Source organism: Thermus neutrinimicus, assembly GCF_022760955.1.
In the GTDB taxonomy this organism is placed as follows: domain Bacteria; phylum Deinococcota; class Deinococci; order Deinococcales; family Thermaceae; genus Thermus; species Thermus neutrinimicus.
Genome location: NZ_JAKTNU010000021.1, coordinates 1 through 18,660, shown reverse-complemented (window position 1 = coordinate 18,660; position 18,660 = coordinate 1). Strand labels below are relative to the sequence as shown.

Here is an 18,660-nt window from a genome sequence, read left to right as displayed (position 1 = left end):
CCACGTGGGCGCAGGTCCATCCTAAAGGGGTGGTCCCACGTTTTGACGTGTACTGAGCCCCCCAGGTTAAAGAAGAAGTAGGCGAAGGTGGAGGCGTCGGGCTGGAACCAGTAGACAGGGCCCCCTTCCGCCTGGGAAAGCCTCTTGCTTAAGGCCACGAACTCCTCGAGGGTCGCCGGCACCTTGGCCCCGTGCTTTTTGAGGAGGTCCTTGTTGTAATAGAGGACCTGGATGCTCTTGTTGAAGGGCACCCCGTAGACCACCCCCCCAAAGCGCACGGCGTTCAGGAAGGCCAGGTTCACCCCCTGGAGCCTCACCCCCAAGGACTCAATGGAAAGAAGGGCCTTGGCCTCGAGGTACAAGGCGATGTTGTTCTCGTAGGCCTGGGCCATGGCGGGCACCTTCCCTGCGGCAAAGGCCGCCTTGATCTTGGTGGAAAGGTCCCGGTACCCCCCTTGGGGCACGGGGCGCACGCACCGGCCCTGCTGGGTCTTGTTGAACTCCACCGCCAGGTTCTCCAAAGCGGCCTTGGGCGCCCCGCCGGTGAAGCCGTGCCAGAGCTCCGCCACCACCTTGGCCTTGGCGCACTGCTCCTTGATAACCTCCTCGGGCTTGGCCTGCTGGGCCAAGGCCAGCCCCAAAACCGCCGCCAGCAAAAGCGCTTTGCGCATACCCAAAACCTCCAGGGAGAGTATACTCCCTGCCCTGTCAGGCCAAGGTCAGGCTACTTGAGCCCCGAGCGGGCGATCCCCTGGATGAACTGGCGCTGGGCGAAGAAGTAGCCCAGGATCACGGGAAGGACCACAAAGGTGCTGGCCGCCATCAAGGCGCCATAGTCCGACCCCGCCTCGGAAACAAAGGCCTGCAAGCCCAGCTGCACCGTACGCATCTCCGGGCTTTGGGTGACGATAAGGGGCCAAAGGAGGGCGTTATAGGCCCCCAGGAAGGTGAAGATGCCATAGGACACCAGGCCAGGGAGGCTTAAGGGCAAGGCGATGCGGAAAAGCTGGGTCAGGTACCCCGCCCCGTCGATCCGGGCGGCATCAAAAAGATCCTGGGGCAAGGAAAGGTAGAACTGCCGGAGGAGGAAGATGCCAAACACCGAGGCCAGCCAGGGCACGATAAGGGCATAGTAGGTGTCCAGCCAGCCCAGCCTGGCCAGAAGCACGTAGTTGGGGATGAGGAGCACCTCCCCCGGCACCATCATGGTGGCTAGGATCAGGACGAACACCGCCTCCTTGCCAGGAAAGGGAATGCGGGCCAAGGCAAAAGCCGCCAGGGCTGCCAGGAAAAGCCCCACCGCCACCTGGGTCAAAGCGGTGAAGAAGCTATTGAAGAAGTAGCGCCCCCAGGGGGCAGCGTGCCAGGCCTCGAGGTAGTTGTGGAAAAGATAGCCCAAGGCCCCGGGCACCGCGTTCACCCACTCCAGCCGCCAGTGCTCCCCTTGGGAACGGATAGCATCGGGCGGCAAGGGAGCCTGCAGAGGAACCTCCTTAGGCCAGAGAACCACCAGGGGCAAAGAGGGAAAGGCTTCCTCCGTGGTGTTGGTCAGCCGTACCCGCCAAGCCCCTTCCCGGTAAACCACCTCCACCCGGGTGCCCTCCGCCCGGGGGTCAAAGAAGGCCCCGGGGGTGCGGGGAATCAGGGCCCTGGGCGGAGGCCCCTCCTTCCCAGGAAAAACCAGCTCCACGCTTCTTCCAGGCGCCAATCCCCCCCAAAGGGGGCTATCCCCCAGCCGGGCCGCCTTAAGCCAGTTGCTGGGCTTCATGCGCTCCGGAACCCAGATGGGCTTGGCCTGCAAGGCCTCCTGGGGGCTTTTTAGGCTGGTGGCCAGCATCCAGTAGAAGGGGAAGGCCATGATGAGCCCCCCAAGGAGGAGGAGCAGGTGGACGAAGAGGGCACCGGGCCTAAATCTCATAGTTCACCCGCCTCTCCAAAACCCGCCTTTGGATCAGGGTGAGGACCAGGATCAGGAGAAAGGTTACCATGGCGATGGCGCTGGCGTAGGAGAAATCCGAGTCGCGGAAACCCTTGTTGTAGAGGTAAAAAGCCAGGGTAAGGGTGTCCTGCAACACCCCGCCCGTGGGAGTAAGCACGTAAACCTGGGTGAAGACCTGGAAGGCCCCGATAAGCCCCAGGGTAAAGAGGAAGAAGGTGGTGGGGGATAGGAGAGGCCAGGTGATGAGCCGATGCTTCTGCCAAAAGCTGGCCCCATCCAGCTCCGCCGCCTCGTAGTACTCCTTGGGGATGGCCTGAAGCCCCGCCAAAAGAACCACCACCTGGTATCCCAGAAAGTGCCACACGCTCATGGCCATAATGGCTACAAAGGCCAGGCTCGGCCCTGCCCAAAAACCCTGGGGCCGGACCCCCAGGGGCTCGAGGAGGAGGGCAAAGACGCCCTTGGGCGTGTTCAGCCAGTCCAGGCCCGGGGTGCCAAGAAGCCAGTTGAGAAAACCGAACTCCGGGTGGTAGATCCAACGCCACACCGCCGCTGCCGCGGTGAGGGCGGTGATGTACGGCAGAAAGTAGAGGGTGCGGTAGAACCCCAAAAAGGCCACCTGGGTGTTGAGGAGGATGGCCACCCCTGTAGCCAGGAAAAGGCCCACCGGCACGGTAAACAGCACGTACCAGAGGGTGTTCCCCAAGGCCTTCCAGAAAAGAGGGTCATGGAGGAGGATACGGTAGTTCTCCAATCCGGCAAAGGCCGCGGGGCGCAAGAAGTTCACCCGTTCAAAGAGGCTTAGGTAAAAGGCGTAAAAGGTGGGAAAGACATGCCAGACCAAAAGGAGGGCCAAGGCCGGCCAGACCAAGGCCCAGCCGTAGAGGGCCGCCTGCTCCTTCTCCCTTAGAGCCCGGCCAAACAAAAGGGCGTAGAGGAGGGGAACCAAAAAGGCCATGGGCGGGAACCAGTACGCCGAAAGCCCAAGCCCCAAAAGGGCATGCCTCCCACCAAAACGAAGCCCCCAAAGCACCAAAAGGGCGTAAAGCCCAAGCCCCGCCCCCACCCAGGCCCCTGGGAGAAAGCCGAGCCGGGAAGCGTACCCACCCAGGGCCAGGAGCGCCCCCAAGGAGAGGAGGAGATGGAGGGGAAAGGTCCGCATCCCGTGCCGGAGTATATAGGATGGAGGGGTGTGGACCCTCACCTTGGACACCGCCACCCCCTACCTTTCCTTGGGTGTATTCCACGGGGATAGGGGGCTGGGCCGGGTGGTGCGGCTGGGCCGCAAGCACGAGGAAGCGCTATTTGCCCTGTTGGATGAGCTTTTGGTCGAGGTGGGCATTGAGCGGGAGGAGATCGGGGCCTTGGTCCTAGGGGAGGGCCCCGGCTCCTATACGGGCCTGCGCATCGCCTTGGCAGCCGGCTTGGGCATCGCCTTAGCCCACGGAGCCAAGGTATTTGGTGCAAGCTCCCTCCTTGCCGCCTGCTGGCCCTTCTTGGAGGAGGGAGGGCCTCCCCTGACTGCCCTGTTCACCACCAGAAACGGGCTCTACTATGGGGCCACCTACGCCAGGCGGGAGGGGAAACCTCTTACCCTAAAGCCCCCCAAGAAGCTAACGGCCTCGGAGCTTCCTCAGGAAGGCCTTCTCCTGGACGCGCCCCCAGATCCCAGGGCCCTTTACGAGCTTCTGCCCTTTGCCCGGGAGGGGGTGGAGCCCTTGTACCTCTAAGGCGCCCCTCTTAGTCCGCCGCCACTCCTGGCAACCGGGGCAGGCGGTACTGGTAGCTGGGAAGGGGTTCCCGGAAGGAGGCACCCCTCAGCCTTTCCGCCATCAGCACCAGGTTCTCCCCGGCAATGCGGGCATCCTCCATGAGCTCGGTATTCTCCTTAAGGCTTATGGCTCCCCGGCGATGGGCGTACACCAAACCCAGAGGCGCCAGGACAAACCCCATATAGGAAAGGGGTAGAAGCATTTGCGAAAGCGCTTGGCTCGCCCCCTCCTCCTCCGCCACCGCCAAAAGGGCCATGGGTTTGCCCAGGTTCAAAAGGCCCTGGTTTTCCATGGAGGTCATGCGCTCCAAAAGGGCCTTCATCCGGGCGGAAAGGCTAAACCAGTAGACGGGGGTGGCGAAAACCACCGCGTCCGCCTGGAGGAGCTTGTCCGCTACCTTGCCGAACCCATCCCAGGGTCCTTGCACGCAGGTGTCGGGACCGCAGGAAGCGGGGTCTTGGGAGTAGTTCCCCGCACAGAAGGGGAAGGGGTACCGCACCAGGTCCAGGCGCTCGGTGGTGGCTCCCTGGCGCCTGGCAGCTTCCAGAACCTCATCCAACAACTCCGCCGTAAACCCGTCCGTCCGTGCCGATGCGTTGACGCCGAGCACGCGTAGGCTCATAAATATCACCCAGGCACTAAACCTCTTTTAGTTTAGCATGCGCAGACTAAGGCCGCCAAGGCCCGGCCACAAACTCCCCCATGCCCCGGGCCCGGACGGGGTAGCCCATGAGGACCCCTTCCCCGGCCACCGGCCCCTCCCAATAGGCCACCCGGGTGGTGCGGGAAAGGATCTCCCCCTCCTGGAAGAGGGGGCGCACCTCGAGGTCCAACCCCGCCCCCTGGAGCCGCCAAGCCAGGGTATACGTGCGGCCCGAGGGGCTTTGCCAGCGATCCAGGGGAAAGAGGCGGAGCTCCATCCCCTCCGCCCTTCCCAAGGGATCCACCCGGCTCCCCAGAACCTGAACCACCCGCCCCTCGAGGTCCTTCACCTGGTAGGCCATGAGCTCTGAGCCGTCGGAAAGGTGGAGGCTGATCCAGTCCCAGGTGGCGCTCACCCCAGAAAACTGCTCCCCCCACTGGTGGTCCATCCAGGCTTCTCCCCGGGCCTCCTCGCCCCGGATCCGCCCCCAGGCCTCCACCCGGGTGTAGGACTGGTAATAAAGCCGCCCCGTTTCCGCCGTACCGGAATAGCCCGGAGGGTGGACCACCGGGGGCTTCAGGGGCTGGAGGCGGAGGTCCACCGGGCCCGCCAGGAGGCGGAAGGCCCCCTCCTCCCGGTAAAACCGCCAGCCGGAAACCTCCAGGTAAGGGCCCGGCGCCGCCCGGCCACGGGGTGCGAGGAGGTCCTGGTCGGAAACCTCCAGAAATACCCTCTCCCCAGTGCGCAGGTGGGTGAGGGCCAGGTGGGCGGCGTGAAAGGCGCCGAAGAGGCTTCCCGGCAAGCCCAAAATCCGGAAGCCGGGGGGAGCGTAGGCCTTAAAGAAGGCGAAGTGGAAGGCGTAAGGCTCCACCCAACCGGAGGCGTACCACCACTCCAGCTGGGCCGGCTTGGGGTCCCAGTCCTGGGAATCGGGAAGCCTTTGGGGGTTTACCCCCATGAGGGCGGGGGCACAGGCCGCAAGCAGGAGGGTCAAGGGCCAAAGCCAGCGCATAACCCCAATCTAACCAACCCAAATCCTCCACCCAGTGTAGGCTATTTCCCAAATGGTAGATTGGGGACATAGAAGGCATATGACCGACACCCACGCCCACTTGGATTTCCTGGAAGAGGCCGAGCTGGAAGAGGCCCAAGCCCACTTTTCGGAGCTTAAGGCCATCCTCACCTTAGGGGTGGACCCAAGCCGCTGGGAGAGGACCCTGGCCCTGGCCCAGGGGAACGTGTATGCCGCGGTAGGCCTCCACCCCACCTCGGCCCACCTGCTCTCCCCCGAGGTGGAGGAAGCCCTAAAACACCACGCCCGCCACCCCCGGGTGCGGGCCATTGGGGAAAGCGGCCTGGACTACCACTGGACCCCCGAGACCCGGCCTGCCCAGCTCCGGGCCCTGGAGTTCCAAGCCGGCCTGGCCGAGGCATTGGGGCTACCCCTAGTCCTCCACGTGCGCAGCAAGGATGGCAAGGCGGAAGAGGACCTGGCGGCCTGGCTCCTGGCTCACCGCCCCAAGAGGGTGGTCCTCCACGCCTTCGCCGGGCATCCGGCCCTCGAGGCGGCAGGCCTCCGCCTGGAGGCCTACTTCAGCTTTGCTGGCCCCCTCACCTACCGGAAAAACCAGGCCCTCCGGGAGGCTGCTAGGCGCCTTCCCCTGGACAAGCTCCTGGTGGAGACCGACGCCCCCTTCCTGCCCCCAGAACCCCACCGGGGAAAGCGCAACCTGCCCCACCTCGTGCGCCACACCTTGGCCAAGCTGGCGGAAGTGCGGGGAATGGCCCTGGAGGAAATGGAGTCCATCACCGACCAAAACGCGGAAACCTGCTTCCGCTGGACGTAGGTCCACCCTTCGCTTACGGGTTTCCTGACCCCTACCTGATGCCCCTGGGGCAGAATGAAAGGGGGTATGAGAAAGCTCCTTTTCTCCATCGCCTTCCTCCTCCTAACCGCCCTGGCTGCCCCTAGGCTTGTGGTGGAGCCAGAGGATGGCCTCAAGCCCCTGCTGGACCTCATCGCCTCCGCCCAGGAGGAGATCCTGGTGAAGATGTACCTTTGGACCCCAAGCCGCTTGGACGTGGTGGAAGCCTTGGGGGAGGCCGTGGCCCGGGGGGTTAAGGTAAAGGTCATATTGGAGCGGGAACCCTCCGGGGGGCGGGTGGATCTCACCGTTTTCCAGGCCATGAAGGAACGGGGGGTCGAGGTCAAGCTCACCACCCCCTTCCGCTTCGTCTTCGTCCACGAAAAAAGCCTGGTGGTGGACCGCAAGCTGGCCTGGGTGGGCACCATGAACCTTACGGGAAGCTCCTTCACCGCCAACCGGGAGTACGCCCTCATCCTGGACGACCCCAAACAGGTAGCGGAGGTGGCCAAGGTCTTTGATGCGGACTGGGAGGGCAAACGGCTGGACCTTTCCCAGGCCCTTCTCGTCTGGGCGCCAAGCCGAACCCTGGGCGGGGTAAAGGAGGGCAACGCCCGGGAAACCCTCCTTGGCCTCATCCGAGGGGCCAAAAGGGAAATCCTCTTGGAGCATCAGGCCATGGCCGATCCCGAGGTGGTGGCTCCCCTTAAGGAGGCCCTGGCCAAAGGGGTCCGGGTCCGCCTGGTGGGAAGCCCACGGGAGCCTGGGGACACCTACTTCCTGGCGGGAGCGGAGGAGCTCAGGCAGGCCGGGGCGGAGCTCCGCTTCCTGCCCGACCCTTACGTGCACGCCAAAGCCCTGGTGGTGGACGGGGAGGTGGCCCTGGTGGGGAGCCTAAACCTGAGCGCCAACTCCCTGAACGCCAACCGGGAGCTTTCCGTGCGCTTCACCCGCCAGGAGGCTCCCGAGGCCTTCGCCAGGCTCCTTTCCGTAATGGAAAGGGACTTCCAGGCAGGCCTTAGCGAAAACCCCTTTGCCCTACCCCCCCTGGAAGGGGTCATTCCCTGGCAGGAAGCCCCCAGGTATTTTGGCCGGATCGCCACGGTGGAGGGCGTTATCCAGCAGGTGGAGGATAGGGGCACCGTGGCCTTCCTCCGGTTTGGCCCGGGGGAAAGCGACCTAAGGCTGGTGGTCTTCCCGAGGAGCTACGCCCTGTTCCGGCAACCCTTCCCCCATAGCTACCTGGGCAAGAAGGTGCGGGCCAGGGGGCGCATCGTGCTCTATGCCGGCTACTACGAGATCGTCCTGGAGGACCCCTCGGCCCTCGAGGTGCTGGATGGAAGCCCTTAGGGCCCTGGGTTACGAGGTAAGCCCCATAGAAGGGGGCCTCTACGGGGAAAAGCGCCAAGGGGGCGTGGTCTACCAGGTTTTCTACTCCCAGGCGGGGGACGTGCGCCTAAGGCGCCTCCGCTTCCTGAAGGAGGAGGCCAAGCCCCTAACCCTGGCCGGGGTGGAGGGGGAGTGGGCGGCCCGGTACCAGGTGGAGGAAAATTTTTTCGCCGTGGCGCCCCCTGAGGACCTTCCCCACCTGGTCCTAGCCTTTGAGCGCCTTGACCTAGGGGGAGAAACCCCCTAAACTCAGGGGCAATATGCGTCTGCCCCAGGGTAATGACGCCTAGACGGGGGGCAAGGCCATCCGGCCCCCCCGGTCCCCCATGGCCGGGGGGGCCAAACCTTAAGGGGAGGGAGCATGCGGGTTCTGGTAAGGGACTTAAGGAAGCATGTGGGCGAAGAGGTGGAGCTATGGGGCTTTCTCCACTGGCGGCGGGACCTGGGCAAGGTGCAGTTCCTTCTGCTTAGGGACCGAAGCGGGATCGTGCAGGTGGTGACCGGAGGGCAGAAACTCCCCTTGCCAGAGAGCAGCCTGCGGGTAAGGGGCCAGGTGGTGGAAAACCCCAAGGCCCCGGGGGGCCTCGAGGTGCAGGCAAGGGAAATGGAGATCCTCTCCCCTGCCCTGGAACCCACCCCGGTGGAGATTCCCAAGGAGGAGTGGCGGGCAAGCCCCGACACCCTTCTGGAATACCGCTACGTCACCCTAAGGGGGGAGAAGGCCCGGGCCCCCCTTAAGGTGCAAGCCGCCTTGGTGCGGGGCTTTAGGCGGTACCTGGACCGGCAGGACTTCACGGAGATCTTCACCCCCAAGGTGGTGCGGGCCGGGGCCGAGGGAGGCTCGGGGCTTTTCGGGGTGGACTACTTTGAGTACCGGGCCTACCTGGCCCAGTCCCCCCAGCTTTACAAGCAGATCATGGTGGGGGTGTTTGAGAGGGTCTACGAGGTGGCCCCGGTCTGGCGCATGGAAGAGCACAACACCAGCCGCCACCTCAACGAGTACCTCTCCTTGGACGTGGAGATGGGCTTCATCCGAGGGGAGGAGGACCTCATGCGGCTTGAGGAGGAGCTCCTCCAGGAGATGCTGGAGGAAGCCCTTTCCAGCGCCGGAAACGAGATCCGCCTCCTGGGCGCCGAGTGGCCCTCCTTCCCCAAGGAAATCCCCCGCCTGACCCACGCCGGGGCCCGGAGGATCTTAAGGGAAGAGTTGGGCTACCCCGTGGGCCATGACCTCTCCGAGGAGGCGGAGCGCCTTCTCGGCCAGTACGCCAAGGAGCGCTGGGGCTCGGACTGGCTCTTTGTCACCCATTATCCCCGAAGCCTCAGGCCCTTCTACACCTACCCCGAGGAAAGCGGCACCACCAGGAGCTTTGACCTTCTCTTCCGGGGCCTGGAGATCACCTCAGGGGGCCAGAGGATCCACCTTTACCAGGACCTGGTGGAAAGCCTGAAGGCCAAGGGCATGGACCTGGAGGGCTTCCAGGGCTACCTGGAGGTCTTCAAGTTCGGGATGCCCCCCCACGGGGGTTTCGCCATCGGGGCGGAAAGGCTCACGCAAAAGCTTCTCGGCCTTCCCAACGTGCGCTACGCCCGGGCCTTCCCCCGGGACCGGCACCGCCTTACCCCCTGAGGCCACCCCGCCCTGGCCTTGCCAGGGCGGGGCCCGGGAGGCAGGTGGCGCTTAGAAGCGGTCCAATAGGATAGCCCGCTTGACCTCCTCGATGAGCTGGGTCACGGGGATCTCCCGGGGGCAGGCCTCGGTGCAGTTGTAGGCGGTGCGGCAACGCCAAACCCCGCTTCCCGAGCCCAGGGCCTTGAAGCGTTCCCTTTTTCCCCGGTCGCGGGAATCGAAGATGAAGCGGTGGGCCTGAACGATGGCGGCAGGGCCCAGATAAGCCCCGTTCACCCAGAAGACAGGGCAGCTGGTGGTGCAGCTGGCGCAGAGGATGCACTTGGTGCCGTGGTCAAACCGCTCCCGTTCCTCAGGGCTTTGCAGGCGCTCCCGGGCCGGGGGAGGCTCGTCGTTGATAAGGTAGGGCTTTACCGCCCGGTAGGCGGCGAAGAAGGGCTCCATGTCCACGATGAGGTCCTTCTCCACCGGCAGGCCCCGTATGGGCTCCACGGTGATCACGTTTCCCAGGTCCTTCACCAGGGTCTTGCAGGCCAAGCGGTTTCTGCCGTTGATGAGCATGGCGTCGGAGCCGCAGATGCCATGCCCGCAGCTCTTGCGGAAGGCCAGGGTGCCGTCTTGATCCCACTTCACCTTGTGCAGGAGGTCCAGGACCCGGTCCCAAGGCTCAGCCTCCACCTTGTAGGTTTGCCAGGTGGGCCTCTCATGCTTGGCCGGGTCAAAGCGAAGGATCCTCAGGGTTACCTGCATGGCGCCTCCTAGTAGGTGCGGGCCTTGGGCTCAAAGCGGCCCAGGACCACGGGCTTATAGCGGAAGGCCACCTTGCCGTCGGCCACCTTGTAGGCCAGGGTGTGCTTGAGCCAGTTTTGGTCGTCCCGCTCGGGGTAGTCCTCCCGGGCATGGGCCCCGCGGGACTCGGTGCGGTTCAAAGCGGAGTGCACCAAGGCCTCGGAGACCTCGAGGAGATACCCAAGCTCCAAGGCCTCCACCAGCTCGGTGTTGTAGGCATCCCCCTTGTCGTCGATGGAGATGAGCCGGTAGCGGTCCATGAGCTCCTTCAGGATCTCCACCTGCTTGGCCAAAAGCTCCCCGGTGCGGAAGACGGAGGCGTGGTCCATCATGGTCTGCTGGAGCTCGGCCCGGAGCGCCGCCACCTTCTCCTTTCCCGTGGAGTTCTTGATGCGCTCAATGCGCTCGCGGCTTTCGCCCAGGTGCTCCTCGGTGAGCTCATGGTAGTCGGCATCCTTGGCGAAGCGGGCCGCATGGATCCCCGCGCGCCGGCCGAAGACCACCAGATCCCCCAAGGAGTTGGTCCCCAGACGGTTGGCCCCGTGCAGGCTCACGCAAGCCGCCTCCCCGGCGGCGTAAAGCCCAGGCACCACGGTGCCCTTCTCGTCCTTGATGACCTGGCCCCAGAGGGTGGTGGGAATCCCCCCCATGGCGTAGTGGGCCGTGGGCATCACCGGCACCGGCTCCTTCAAGGGGTCCACCCCCAGGTAGATGCGGCTGAACTCGGTGATGTCGGGAAGCTTCTTCTCGATCACCTCGGGTGGCAGGTGGGTGAGGTCCAGGAGCACGTGGTCCTTCTTGGGACCCACCCCCCGGCCCTCCCGCACCTCCAAGTACATGGCCCGGGAGACCATGTCCCTGGGAGCCAGGTCCTTGATGGTGGGGGCGTAGCGCTCCATGAAGCGTTCTCCCAGGGCGTTCCTCAGGATGCCTCCCTCCCCCCTGGCCCCCTCGGTGAGGAGGATGCCCAAGGGGTAAAGCCCCGTGGGGTGGAACTGGTAGAACTCCATGTCCTCGAGGGGAAGCCCCTTGCGGTAGAGGATGGCCTGCAGGTCCCCGGTAAGGGTGTAGGCGTTGGAGGTCACCTTGTAGATGCGGCCAAAGCCCCCCGAGGCGATGACGATGGCCTTGGCCTGGAAGAGGTGGAGCTCCCCCGTGGCCAGCTCGTAGGCCACCAGCCCCTTGGCCACCCCGTCCTCAATGAGGACATCGGTCACGTGGAACTCGTTGTAGAAGGTGATGTTGTGCTTCACGCACTGCTGGTAGAGGGTCTGGAGGATCATGTGCCCGGTGCGGTCGGCAGCATGGGCCGCCCGGTGCACCGGGGCCTTGCCCCAGTCCTTGGTGTGGCCGCCGAAACGGCGCTGGGCGATCTTGCCATTGGGTAGCCGGTCAAAGGGAAGGCCCATGTGCTCCAGCTCCAAAACGGCCTCGATCACCTCCTTGGCAAAGACCTCGGCGGCGTCTTGGTCGGTGAGGTAGTCCCCTCCCTTCACCGTGTCGAACATGTGCCATTCCCAGTGGTCCTCCTCCACGTTGCCCAGGGCCGCCCCTATCCCTCCCTGGGCCGCCCCCGTGTGGCTCCGGGTGGGGTAGAGCTTGGTGACCACCGCCACGTCCGCACCTTCCCTGGCCGCATAGAGGGCCGTAGCCAGGCCTGCCCCCCCTGCGCCCACCACGATGACCTCGTGTCTGTGCGCCATACTAGTTCACCCCGAAATCGTGATTGAAAAGGGAAAGGCTTCCCAGGAAGAAAAGAAAGGCGATGAGGCTGTAGAGCACCACCTTGGTCCAGAAGCGCCTGGCCGGGTTGCGAATCCAGTCGTCCAGCACATACCTAAGCCCGTTGGCCCCGTGCAGGAGGCCCAAGGCCAGGATCAAGAGGTCGTAGATCTTCCAGGTGGTCTGGGAAAGTCTCTTGGCCACGTAGTCGTAGTTAATGCTGTTGAGGTCGGTCATCACGGCGTTCATCCACATGTGGCCGATGAGCAGGAAAACCAACACCACCCCGGAGATGCGCATGAAGACCCACCAGTAAAGCTCCAGGTTGGTGCTGGCCTCGAGGCGGGCTTCCTCATAGCGCTTGGACTTAATCGCCATGGCCACCCCCAAGAATCCCGCCCCCGATCTTCACCAAGAAGGGGAGGTAGAAGATCACGAAAAGAACCCAGACCCCGTACCAGAGCTGGCGCTGGTAGCGCACCCCCCAGGCGGTAAAGTCCATGAGGATGATCCTGAGCCCGTTAAACCCGTGGTACAGCACCCCAGCCACGAGAAGGAGAAGCCCTACCTGGAAAACCGGCTGGTGGTAGAACCCCATGAGGGCGTTGGACACCTCCGGGCCCCACATGGCGCTAGCGATGTTGGCCACGTGAAGCATGAGGAAGACCAGGATGCCCAGGCCCGAGATCCGGTGCAGGTAAAACGCCCACTGCCCTTCTCTTCCCCTGTACATGGCACCTCCTTACCGGCCGACATCATACCACTTTCCTTAAGGAGAGTGTGGGGCAGGGCTTATCTTACCCGCCGTATACCCCCGCCCCCTATCTTCTTGGCTAGGGCAAGGGCCTTTTGCCCTTTCCCCCACCAGACGTGCCGGGGGCCAACCCCCCTGGGGGGGACGAAGGGGTTTTCCCGCCCGGGAACGAGGTATTGACAGGGGGGGGAGGGGGGGGCATAATGGGGGGCGTGCCGCGGGGGGATACCCCGGGGGGCACGGGAAGGAGGTGGCCAGGATGGAACTCTTTGGATTCGGACCACATCTGATGCTGGACGGCTACGACGCTAACCCCGAGAAGCTCCGGGACGCCGAGCTGGTGCGCCGCGTCCTGGACGAGCTCCCCGAGGAGATGGAGATGACCAAGGTGCTTCCCCCCTTCGTCTACAGCTACGGGCCCCAGGGGGAGGACGGGGTGACCGGGGTGGTGATCATCGCCGAAAGCCACATCGCCATCCACACCTTCCCCAAAAAGCGCTTCCTCTCCATCGACATCTTCTCCTGCAAGGCCTTTGACATGGCCCAGGTGCTCAGGAAGCTCACCGCGGTCTTTGAGATCGGCCGCTACGAGACCTACATGATCAACCGGGGCAAGGAGTTCCCCAAGGACCCCGAGCTGGCCCGGAAGATCGTCCTGGGGGAGCGGGAGTACCTCGAGGCCCGGGTGGGCTAGGAAAAGCGCCCCCCTTTCCCGGGCTTGCCCCGGGGTTTTCATTTTGGGCTCATCCTTCCTCTCTAGCTTATAGGAGGAGGCTTAGCTATGGTGCGCAAGCTGCTCACCCTCACCCTGGTTCTTCTAGGTTTCAGCGTGGCCATAGCCCAGGGCTTTCGCGGTCTTTCCCTGGGCACCCCCTACCCGGAGATCGGGGTGCAACCCGGGGAGAGCGTGAACCTAACCCTCACCCTCAAAAACCACGGCCTTCCCCCCGGGGTGGTGCGGGTCCAGGTGGCCGAGGCCCCGCAAGGGTGGCAGGCAAGCCTCATTGGCGGGGGCCGCCTGGTGCGGGCGGTCTACCTGGCCCCCGACGGGGAAACCACCCTCACCCTCCGCCTCCAACCCCCCAAGGAGGTAAAGCCCGGCACCTACCGCTTCCTTGTGCGGGCCGAGGGGCTTGGCCACACCGCTAGCCTTCCCATCGGCTTGGTGGTGGGAGAGGGCCTACCCCAAAGGCTTAGCCTCGAGGCGGAGCTCCCCATCCTCAAGGGTCCCCCCACCAGCTCCTTCCGCTACCGGGTGACCCTGAAAAACGAGTCCGACCGCGACCTTCTGGTTTCCCTGGAGTACGAGGCCCCCAAGGGCTGGCAGGTGACCTTTACCCCCGCCTTCTCCAGCCAACAGGTGACCAGCCTGCCCATCAAGGCTGGGGAGAGCAGGGACCTGGACGCGGAGGTTTCCCTGCCCAAGGACACCAAGGCGGACACCTACGGCCTCACCCTGAGGGCCGTGGCCGGGGAGGCCAAGGCGGAGCTGGGGCTTACCCTCGAGGTCACGGGCCGGCCCGAGGTGCGCTTCACCACCAAGGAGGGACGGCTTTCCGGACAGGTGGTGGCGGGGCGGGAAAACGCGGTGAAGCTCCTGGTGAAAAACGAGGGGAGCGCCCCGGCTAAAAACCTGTCCTTTAGCGCCATGGAGCCCTCGGGATGGGAGGTGAAGTTTGAGCCGGATAAGCTGGACGCCCTGGACCCCGGCCAGGAGCAGGAGGTGACCGCCCGCATCAAGCCCTCCCCCAAGGCGGTGACGGGGGACTACATGGTAACCCTTAGCCTCTCCGGGTCCGATGGCCTTTCCGAGAGCCTGGATTACCGGGCCACCGTGGTGCGCTCCAGCCTCTGGGGCCTGGTGGGGGTGGGCATCATGGCCATCGCCCTCCTGGTCCTGGGCTTCGCCGTGAACCGCTTCGGCCGGAGGTAGCATGGCGGTCATCGAAACCCATGGCCTCACCAAGCGCTACGGCCGGGTGGTGGCCGTGGAGAACCTGAACCTGGAGGTTAAGGAAGGGGAGGTCTTCGGCCTTCTCGGGCCCAACGGCTCGGGGAAGACCACCACCATCCTCATGCTCCTGGGCCTCACCGAGCCCACCCGGGGCGAGGCCCGGGTTCTGGGCCTGGATCCCATGCGGGAACCCCTGAAGGTGAAAAGCCGGGTGGGCTACCTCCCCGACCAGGTGGGGTTTTATGGGGAGCTCACCGCCTGGGAGAACCTGCGCTACACCACCCGGCTTTTGGGCCTTCCCGAGGCCGAGGCCAAGGCCCGCATCGAGGAGGTGCTCAGGCGCATGGGCCTATGGGAGGTGCGGGAGCGGCGGGTTTCCGCCTTCAGCCGGGGAATGCGGCAGCGGCTTGGGCTTGCGGAGGTGCTCCTAAAAAGGCCCAAGGTGGCCATCCTGGACGAACCCACCCTGGGCCTGGACCCCGAGGCCGCCCGGGAGTTTCTGGAGCTCATCAAGGGCCTGAAGGCGGAAGGGATCACCATCCTCCTCTCCAGCCACCTCCTGCACCAGGTGCAGGAGGTCTGCGACCGGGTGGGGCTTTTCCATAAGGGGCATCTCGCCCTCTTGGGCACCGTGGAGGAGCTGGCGCAGAGGGTCTTGGGGGGTGGGTACGAGATCCTGGTGGAGGCCAGCCCGGGCCTCGAGGAGGCCTTCCGCCGCCTGGAAGGCGTGGCCCGGGTGACGGCGGAAGGGGGCCGGTACCGGGTCCTCTCCAGCCGGGACCTCCGGCCGGAGCTGGCACGGGTAGCCGTGGAACAAGGCCAGCTTCTAAGCCTCTCCCTCCGCCGCCCCAGCCTGGACGAGGTCTACGCCCACTACTTCAAGGAGGTGGTCCATGCGGCGTGAAGGCTCCCCCTGGACCGGGCTCTGGGCGGTTTTCTTCAAGGAGATGGCCGACCACCTCACGGGCCTGCGGATGCGCATTCTGGAGGGATTGATCCTCCTTTCTGCCCTGGCCGCCGTGTACACCGGCACCCAAACCCTGCGCCAGACCGTGGGGGAGGACCCCTACCTCTACCTGAAGCTCCTCACCACCGCCCAGGACCCCCTGCCCTCCTTCGTGGGCTTCCTCTCCTTCTTCGTGCCCCTGGCGGCCATCGCCTTAGCCTTCGATGCGGTGAATGGGGAGTACGCCAGGGGCACGCTTTCCCGCATCCTCTCCCAGCCCATCTACCGGGACGCCCTCCTCTTCGGCAAGTTCCTGGCGGGGCTCGGCACCCTGGCCGTACTCCTCACCGCCCTTTTTCTCCTGGTGGTGGGCCTGGGCCTCTTCACCCTGGGGGTGCCCCCCGGAGGTGAGGAGATGGCCCGGGCCTTCCTCTTCCTCTTGGCCACCTTGGCCTATGCGGGCTTTTGGTTGGCCTTGGGGCTCCTCTTCTCCGTCCTCTTTCGCCAGCCGGCCACCGCCGCCTTGGCGGCCATCGGGGTCTGGCTCTTCTTCGCCGTCTTCTTCCCCATCCTCACCGACCTGGCGGCAAACGCCCTCCTTCTCCAGGCCGATCCCTTTGACCCGGAAAGCCAGCTCAGGCAGGCGAGCCTGGCCCTTTGGATCTCCCGCCTCTCCCCCAACACCCTCTACGCGGAAACCCTCACCGCCGTCCTCAACCCGGCGGTGCGCTCCTTAGGCCCCATCCTCATCACCCAGCTGGAGGGAGCCGTGCTGGGGACCCCCCTTCCCCTCTCCCAAAGCCTCCTCCTGATCTGGCCTCAGCTCACCGGGCTCATGGCCTCCGTGATCCTCCTCTTTACCCTGGCCTACGTGGCCTTCCAGCGGCAGGAGGTTCGCGCCTAGGAAACCCCGCTGGGGCCCAACCACCCCAGCGGGGAACCCAGGCGCCCTACTCCTCCAGCCACTCGGTGGCGTAGGCGTTGGTCTTGGGGATCACGCAGAGGAACTCCACGGGTTCATCCCCCTCGTTCACATAGGCATGGGGGGTGTCCGGGGGGATGTAGACCGCCTGACCGGCCACCACCTCCCTCACCTCGTCGCCCAGTTGGACCTTCATGCGCCCGGAGAGCACGTACTGCTCGTGCTCGATGCTGGGATGCTTGTGCCTGGGGATCCTCCCTCCCGGAAGGATGGTGAACTTGCGGGTGATGAAGTGGGGAGCTCCATCCTCAGGGCCGATCAGCACCTGGATAAAGGCCTTCTCCCCCCGCTCCACGGGACGGGCCTCCACGCTAGCCCCATGCTTGACCACGGGCTTCATGGGGACCATTGTAGCAAAAGGCCCTCCACTTCCTCATCGGTGACCTCGCCGAAGTCCATGAAGTAGGCCCCCACGGCGGCGAAATCCCGGGGAGCGGAGAGCGCCACCACCTCGGCTTGCTCCTTCAGCCTCTCCACCGCATCGGGGCTGGCCACGGGCACCGCCACCACCGCCCGCCTTGGCTTTTCCGAAAGCACCACGGCCAAGGCCGCCTCCATGGTGGAACCGGTGGCGATGCCATCGTCCACCAACACCACATCCCGGCCCGAAAGGGGCACCTTGGGCCGCACCTTGCGGTAGCGCTCAGCCCGCTTGCGGATCACGTCCTTTTGCCGGGCCGCTTCCCGCTCCAGGTAGCTTTGGTCCGCGTACTGGAGGGCATAGGGTTTTAAGACCATGCCCCCCTTTTCCCCCACCGCCCCCAGGGCAAACTCCGGGTTTCCCGGAGCCCCCACCTTGCGCACCAGGACCACATCCAGCTCCCCCCCCAGGCCCCTCGCCACCTCATCCGCCACCACCACCCCGCCTCGAGGGATGCCCAAAACCACGGGGCGTTCTAGACCCAAGGGCCTCAGGGCTTCCACCAAAAGAGCCCCAGCGTGCCTGCGGTCGCGGAAGCGCATAGGAAACCTCCCCATTCATGCTACACCGGCCCATGGTCTTGAACGCGGTATAAAGTTTTTGGTAACCTGGGCCCGAAGGAGGTCAGCATGGACCACGTAGGCTCCAAACCCTGGCTTGCCCACTACGATCCTGGGGTTCCCCAGGAGGTGGAGGTCCCCCCCATCCCCTTGGGGCGCTTCCTGGAGGATAGCGCAAGCCGTTACCCCCAGCATGTGGCCCTGGATTTCCTGGGCAAAACCCTTACCTATGCGGAGCTATGGGAGAAATCCCGACGCTTCGCCGAGGGGCTTAAGGCCCTGGGGGTGAAGCCCGGGGACCGGGTGGCCCTCATGCTCCCCAACACCCCCCAGTTCGTCATCGCCTTCTACGGCACCCTCTTGGCGGGGGGCGTGGGGGTCAACGTGAACCCCCTGTACACCCCCAGGGAGCTAAGGCATCAGCTCCAGGACTCGGGGGCGGAAACCCTGGTGATCCTGGACCACCTCCTGCCCCGATTCCTGGAGGTGGAGGGGGAAACCCCGGTGAGGCGCACCGTGGTCACGGGCATCAAGGACTTCCTCCCCTTCCCCAAAAACCTCCTCTACCCCTTAAAGGCGAGGCGGGACGGACTCCCCCTGGGCTTTCCCAAACGGGAGGGGTTTTATGCCTTCCTGGACCTCCTCAAACATCCCCCCGCCACCCCCCATCCCGCTGATCCCGAGGACCTGGCCCTTTTGCAGTACACGGGGGGCACCACGGGCATCTCCAAGGGGGCCATGCTCACCCACCGGAACCTGGTGGCCAACGTCCTGCAGATCGATGCCTGGGATTCCACCTCCAAGGAGCTTCAGGGCAGAGGGGTCATGCTGGGAGCCCTGCCCTTCTTCCACGTCTACGGCATGACCGTGGCCATGAACTACGGCGTCTACTCCGGATACAAGATCGTCCTCCTGCCCAGGCCGGAGATCCACGCCATCGTGGAGGCCATAGAAAAGCACCGGGTGACCCACTTCCCCGGGGTGCCCACCCTCTACGTGGCCTTCAACCACTTCCCAGGAATCGAGAAACGCAACGTAAAGAGCATCCGCATCTGCCTCTCCGGGGCCGCTCCCCTTCCGGTGGAGGTAGCCAAGCGCTTTGAGGAGATCACCGGGGCCCGGCTCATCGAGGGCTACGGCCTCTCCGAGGCCAGCCCCGTGACCCACTCCAACCCGGTCCAGGGGGAGGTTAGGAAGGGCTCCATCGGGATGCCCCTGCCCAGCGTGGACGCCAAGGTGGTGGACGAGGAGGGCCAGGAGGTCCCCCTGGGGGAGGTGGGGGAGCTCATCGTCA

21 protein-coding genes are annotated in these 18,660 nt (G+C 64.8%); 10 read left to right on the top strand and 11 right to left on the bottom strand.

The window, feature by feature from the left end:
- The 3 genes from L0C59_RS10090 to L0C59_RS10080 form a co-directional block, all read right to left on the bottom strand.
- On the bottom strand, nucleotides 1-671 hold a 671-nt coding region (locus L0C59_RS10090), incomplete at its 3' end, for an extracellular solute-binding protein (protein ID WP_243091227.1).
- A gap of 53 nt (nucleotides 672-724) precedes the next feature.
- Entirely contained in the window at nucleotides 725-1,918 is a 1,194-nt protein-coding gene (locus L0C59_RS10085; protein ID WP_243091226.1) for a carbohydrate ABC transporter permease, read from the bottom strand.
- Nucleotides 1,908-3,101 carry a carbohydrate ABC transporter permease gene (locus L0C59_RS10080; protein ID WP_243091225.1) on the bottom strand — a complete coding sequence of 398 codons (1,194 nt, stop codon included), beginning with the start codon at nucleotides 3,099-3,101 and terminating at the stop codon, nucleotides 1,908-1,910. The genes L0C59_RS10085 and L0C59_RS10080 overlap by 11 nt, the downstream gene beginning before the upstream one ends.
- Before the next feature lie 28 nt (nucleotides 3,102-3,129).
- On the opposite strand from L0C59_RS10080, the gene tsaB reads away from it, so the two are divergent.
- Nucleotides 3,130-3,669, top strand: a complete 540-nt coding sequence (tsaB, locus tag L0C59_RS10075; RefSeq protein WP_243091224.1) for a tRNA (adenosine(37)-N6)-threonylcarbamoyltransferase complex dimerization subunit type 1 TsaB — start codon at nucleotides 3,130-3,132, stop codon at nucleotides 3,667-3,669.
- A gap of 10 nt (nucleotides 3,670-3,679) precedes the next feature.
- On the opposite strand, the gene L0C59_RS10070 is transcribed toward tsaB, so the two are convergent.
- Both L0C59_RS10070 and L0C59_RS10065 read right to left on the bottom strand, forming a co-directional pair.
- Nucleotides 3,680-4,333, bottom strand: coding sequence for a flavodoxin family protein (locus L0C59_RS10070; RefSeq protein ID WP_243091223.1), 654 nt, complete (start codon nucleotides 4,331-4,333; stop codon nucleotides 3,680-3,682).
- 46 nt (nucleotides 4,334-4,379) lie between these two features.
- Nucleotides 4,380-5,366 (bottom strand): lipocalin family protein, encoded by a 987-nt coding sequence (locus tag L0C59_RS10065; RefSeq protein WP_243091222.1) that lies wholly within the window; start codon nucleotides 5,364-5,366, stop codon nucleotides 4,380-4,382.
- A 79-nt stretch (nucleotides 5,367-5,445) separates the two neighbouring features.
- Between L0C59_RS10065 and L0C59_RS10060 the strand changes: the two genes are divergently transcribed.
- From L0C59_RS10060 to aspS, 4 genes are all read left to right on the top strand, one after another.
- Nucleotides 5,446-6,201 (top strand): TatD family hydrolase, encoded by a 756-nt coding sequence (locus tag L0C59_RS10060; RefSeq protein ID WP_243091221.1) that lies wholly within the window; start codon nucleotides 5,446-5,448, stop codon nucleotides 6,199-6,201.
- 66 nt (nucleotides 6,202-6,267) lie between these two features.
- On the top strand, nucleotides 6,268-7,569 hold the full coding sequence (locus L0C59_RS10055; protein ID WP_243091220.1) for a phospholipase D-like domain-containing protein: 1,302 nt from the start codon (nucleotides 6,268-6,270) through the stop codon (nucleotides 7,567-7,569).
- Nucleotides 7,556-7,855, top strand: coding sequence for a hypothetical protein (locus L0C59_RS10050; RefSeq protein ID WP_243091219.1), 300 nt, complete (start codon nucleotides 7,556-7,558; stop codon nucleotides 7,853-7,855). Before L0C59_RS10055 ends, L0C59_RS10050 begins: the two co-directional genes overlap by 14 nt.
- Before the next feature lie 114 nt (nucleotides 7,856-7,969).
- Nucleotides 7,970-9,238: an aspartate--tRNA(Asn) ligase gene (gene aspS, locus L0C59_RS10045; protein ID WP_243091218.1), complete on the top strand. Its 1,269-nt coding sequence runs from the start codon at nucleotides 7,970-7,972 to the stop codon at nucleotides 9,236-9,238.
- Nucleotides 9,239-9,289: 51 nt separating this feature from the next.
- On the opposite strand, the gene L0C59_RS10040 is transcribed toward aspS, so the two are convergent.
- Genes L0C59_RS10040 through sdhC form a run of 4 tightly spaced genes read right to left on the bottom strand, consistent with a single transcriptional unit; the run spans nucleotide 9,290 to nucleotide 12,482 of the window.
- A complete protein-coding gene (locus tag L0C59_RS10040) occupies nucleotides 9,290-9,988 on the bottom strand; it encodes a succinate dehydrogenase iron-sulfur subunit (RefSeq protein WP_243091217.1) in 699 nt (232 codons plus the stop codon).
- 8 nt (nucleotides 9,989-9,996) lie between these two features.
- Entirely contained in the window at nucleotides 9,997-11,730 is a 1,734-nt protein-coding gene (sdhA, locus tag L0C59_RS10035; protein WP_243091216.1) for a succinate dehydrogenase flavoprotein subunit, read from the bottom strand.
- A 1-nt stretch (nucleotide 11,731) separates the two neighbouring features.
- Entirely contained in the window at nucleotides 11,732-12,127 is a 396-nt protein-coding gene (locus L0C59_RS10030) for a succinate dehydrogenase hydrophobic membrane anchor subunit (protein WP_243091215.1), read from the bottom strand.
- Entirely contained in the window at nucleotides 12,117-12,482 is a 366-nt protein-coding gene (gene sdhC / locus L0C59_RS10025) for a succinate dehydrogenase, cytochrome b556 subunit (RefSeq protein ID WP_243091214.1), read from the bottom strand. Before sdhC ends, L0C59_RS10030 begins: the two co-directional genes overlap by 11 nt.
- A gap of 280 nt (nucleotides 12,483-12,762) precedes the next feature.
- Here sdhC and speD point away from each other — a divergent pair, with 280 nt between their 5' ends.
- The 4 genes from speD (at nucleotide 12,763) to L0C59_RS10005 (ending at nucleotide 16,307) form a co-directional block, all read left to right on the top strand.
- Nucleotides 12,763-13,197 carry an adenosylmethionine decarboxylase gene (gene speD / locus L0C59_RS10020; protein ID WP_243091213.1) on the top strand — a complete coding sequence of 145 codons (435 nt, stop codon included), beginning with the start codon at nucleotides 12,763-12,765 and terminating at the stop codon, nucleotides 13,195-13,197.
- Between the two features lie 87 nt (nucleotides 13,198-13,284).
- Nucleotides 13,285-14,436: an NEW3 domain-containing protein gene (locus L0C59_RS10015; RefSeq protein WP_243091212.1), complete on the top strand. Its 1,152-nt coding sequence runs from the start codon at nucleotides 13,285-13,287 to the stop codon at nucleotides 14,434-14,436.
- A 1-nt stretch (nucleotide 14,437) separates the two neighbouring features.
- Nucleotides 14,438-15,361 carry an ABC transporter ATP-binding protein gene (locus tag L0C59_RS10010; RefSeq protein WP_243091211.1) on the top strand — a complete coding sequence of 308 codons (924 nt, stop codon included), beginning with the start codon at nucleotides 14,438-14,440 and terminating at the stop codon, nucleotides 15,359-15,361.
- Entirely contained in the window at nucleotides 15,351-16,307 is a 957-nt protein-coding gene (locus L0C59_RS10005) for an ABC transporter permease (RefSeq protein WP_243091210.1), read from the top strand. The genes L0C59_RS10010 and L0C59_RS10005 overlap by 11 nt, the downstream gene beginning before the upstream one ends.
- Nucleotides 16,308-16,353: 46 nt before the next feature.
- On the opposite strand, the gene L0C59_RS10000 is transcribed toward L0C59_RS10005, so the two are convergent.
- Nucleotides 16,354-16,725 carry a cupin domain-containing protein gene (locus tag L0C59_RS10000; RefSeq protein ID WP_423247932.1) on the bottom strand — a complete coding sequence of 124 codons (372 nt, stop codon included), beginning with the start codon at nucleotides 16,723-16,725 and terminating at the stop codon, nucleotides 16,354-16,356.
- Nucleotides 16,722-17,348 carry a phosphoribosyltransferase gene (locus L0C59_RS09995; RefSeq protein WP_243091208.1) on the bottom strand — a complete coding sequence of 209 codons (627 nt, stop codon included), beginning with the start codon at nucleotides 17,346-17,348 and terminating at the stop codon, nucleotides 16,722-16,724. Before L0C59_RS09995 ends, L0C59_RS10000 begins: the two co-directional genes overlap by 4 nt.
- Nucleotides 17,349-17,435: 87 nt before the next feature.
- Here L0C59_RS09995 and L0C59_RS09990 point away from each other — a divergent pair.
- On the top strand, nucleotides 17,436-18,660 hold a 1,225-nt coding region (locus L0C59_RS09990; RefSeq protein ID WP_243091207.1), incomplete at its 3' end, for an AMP-binding protein.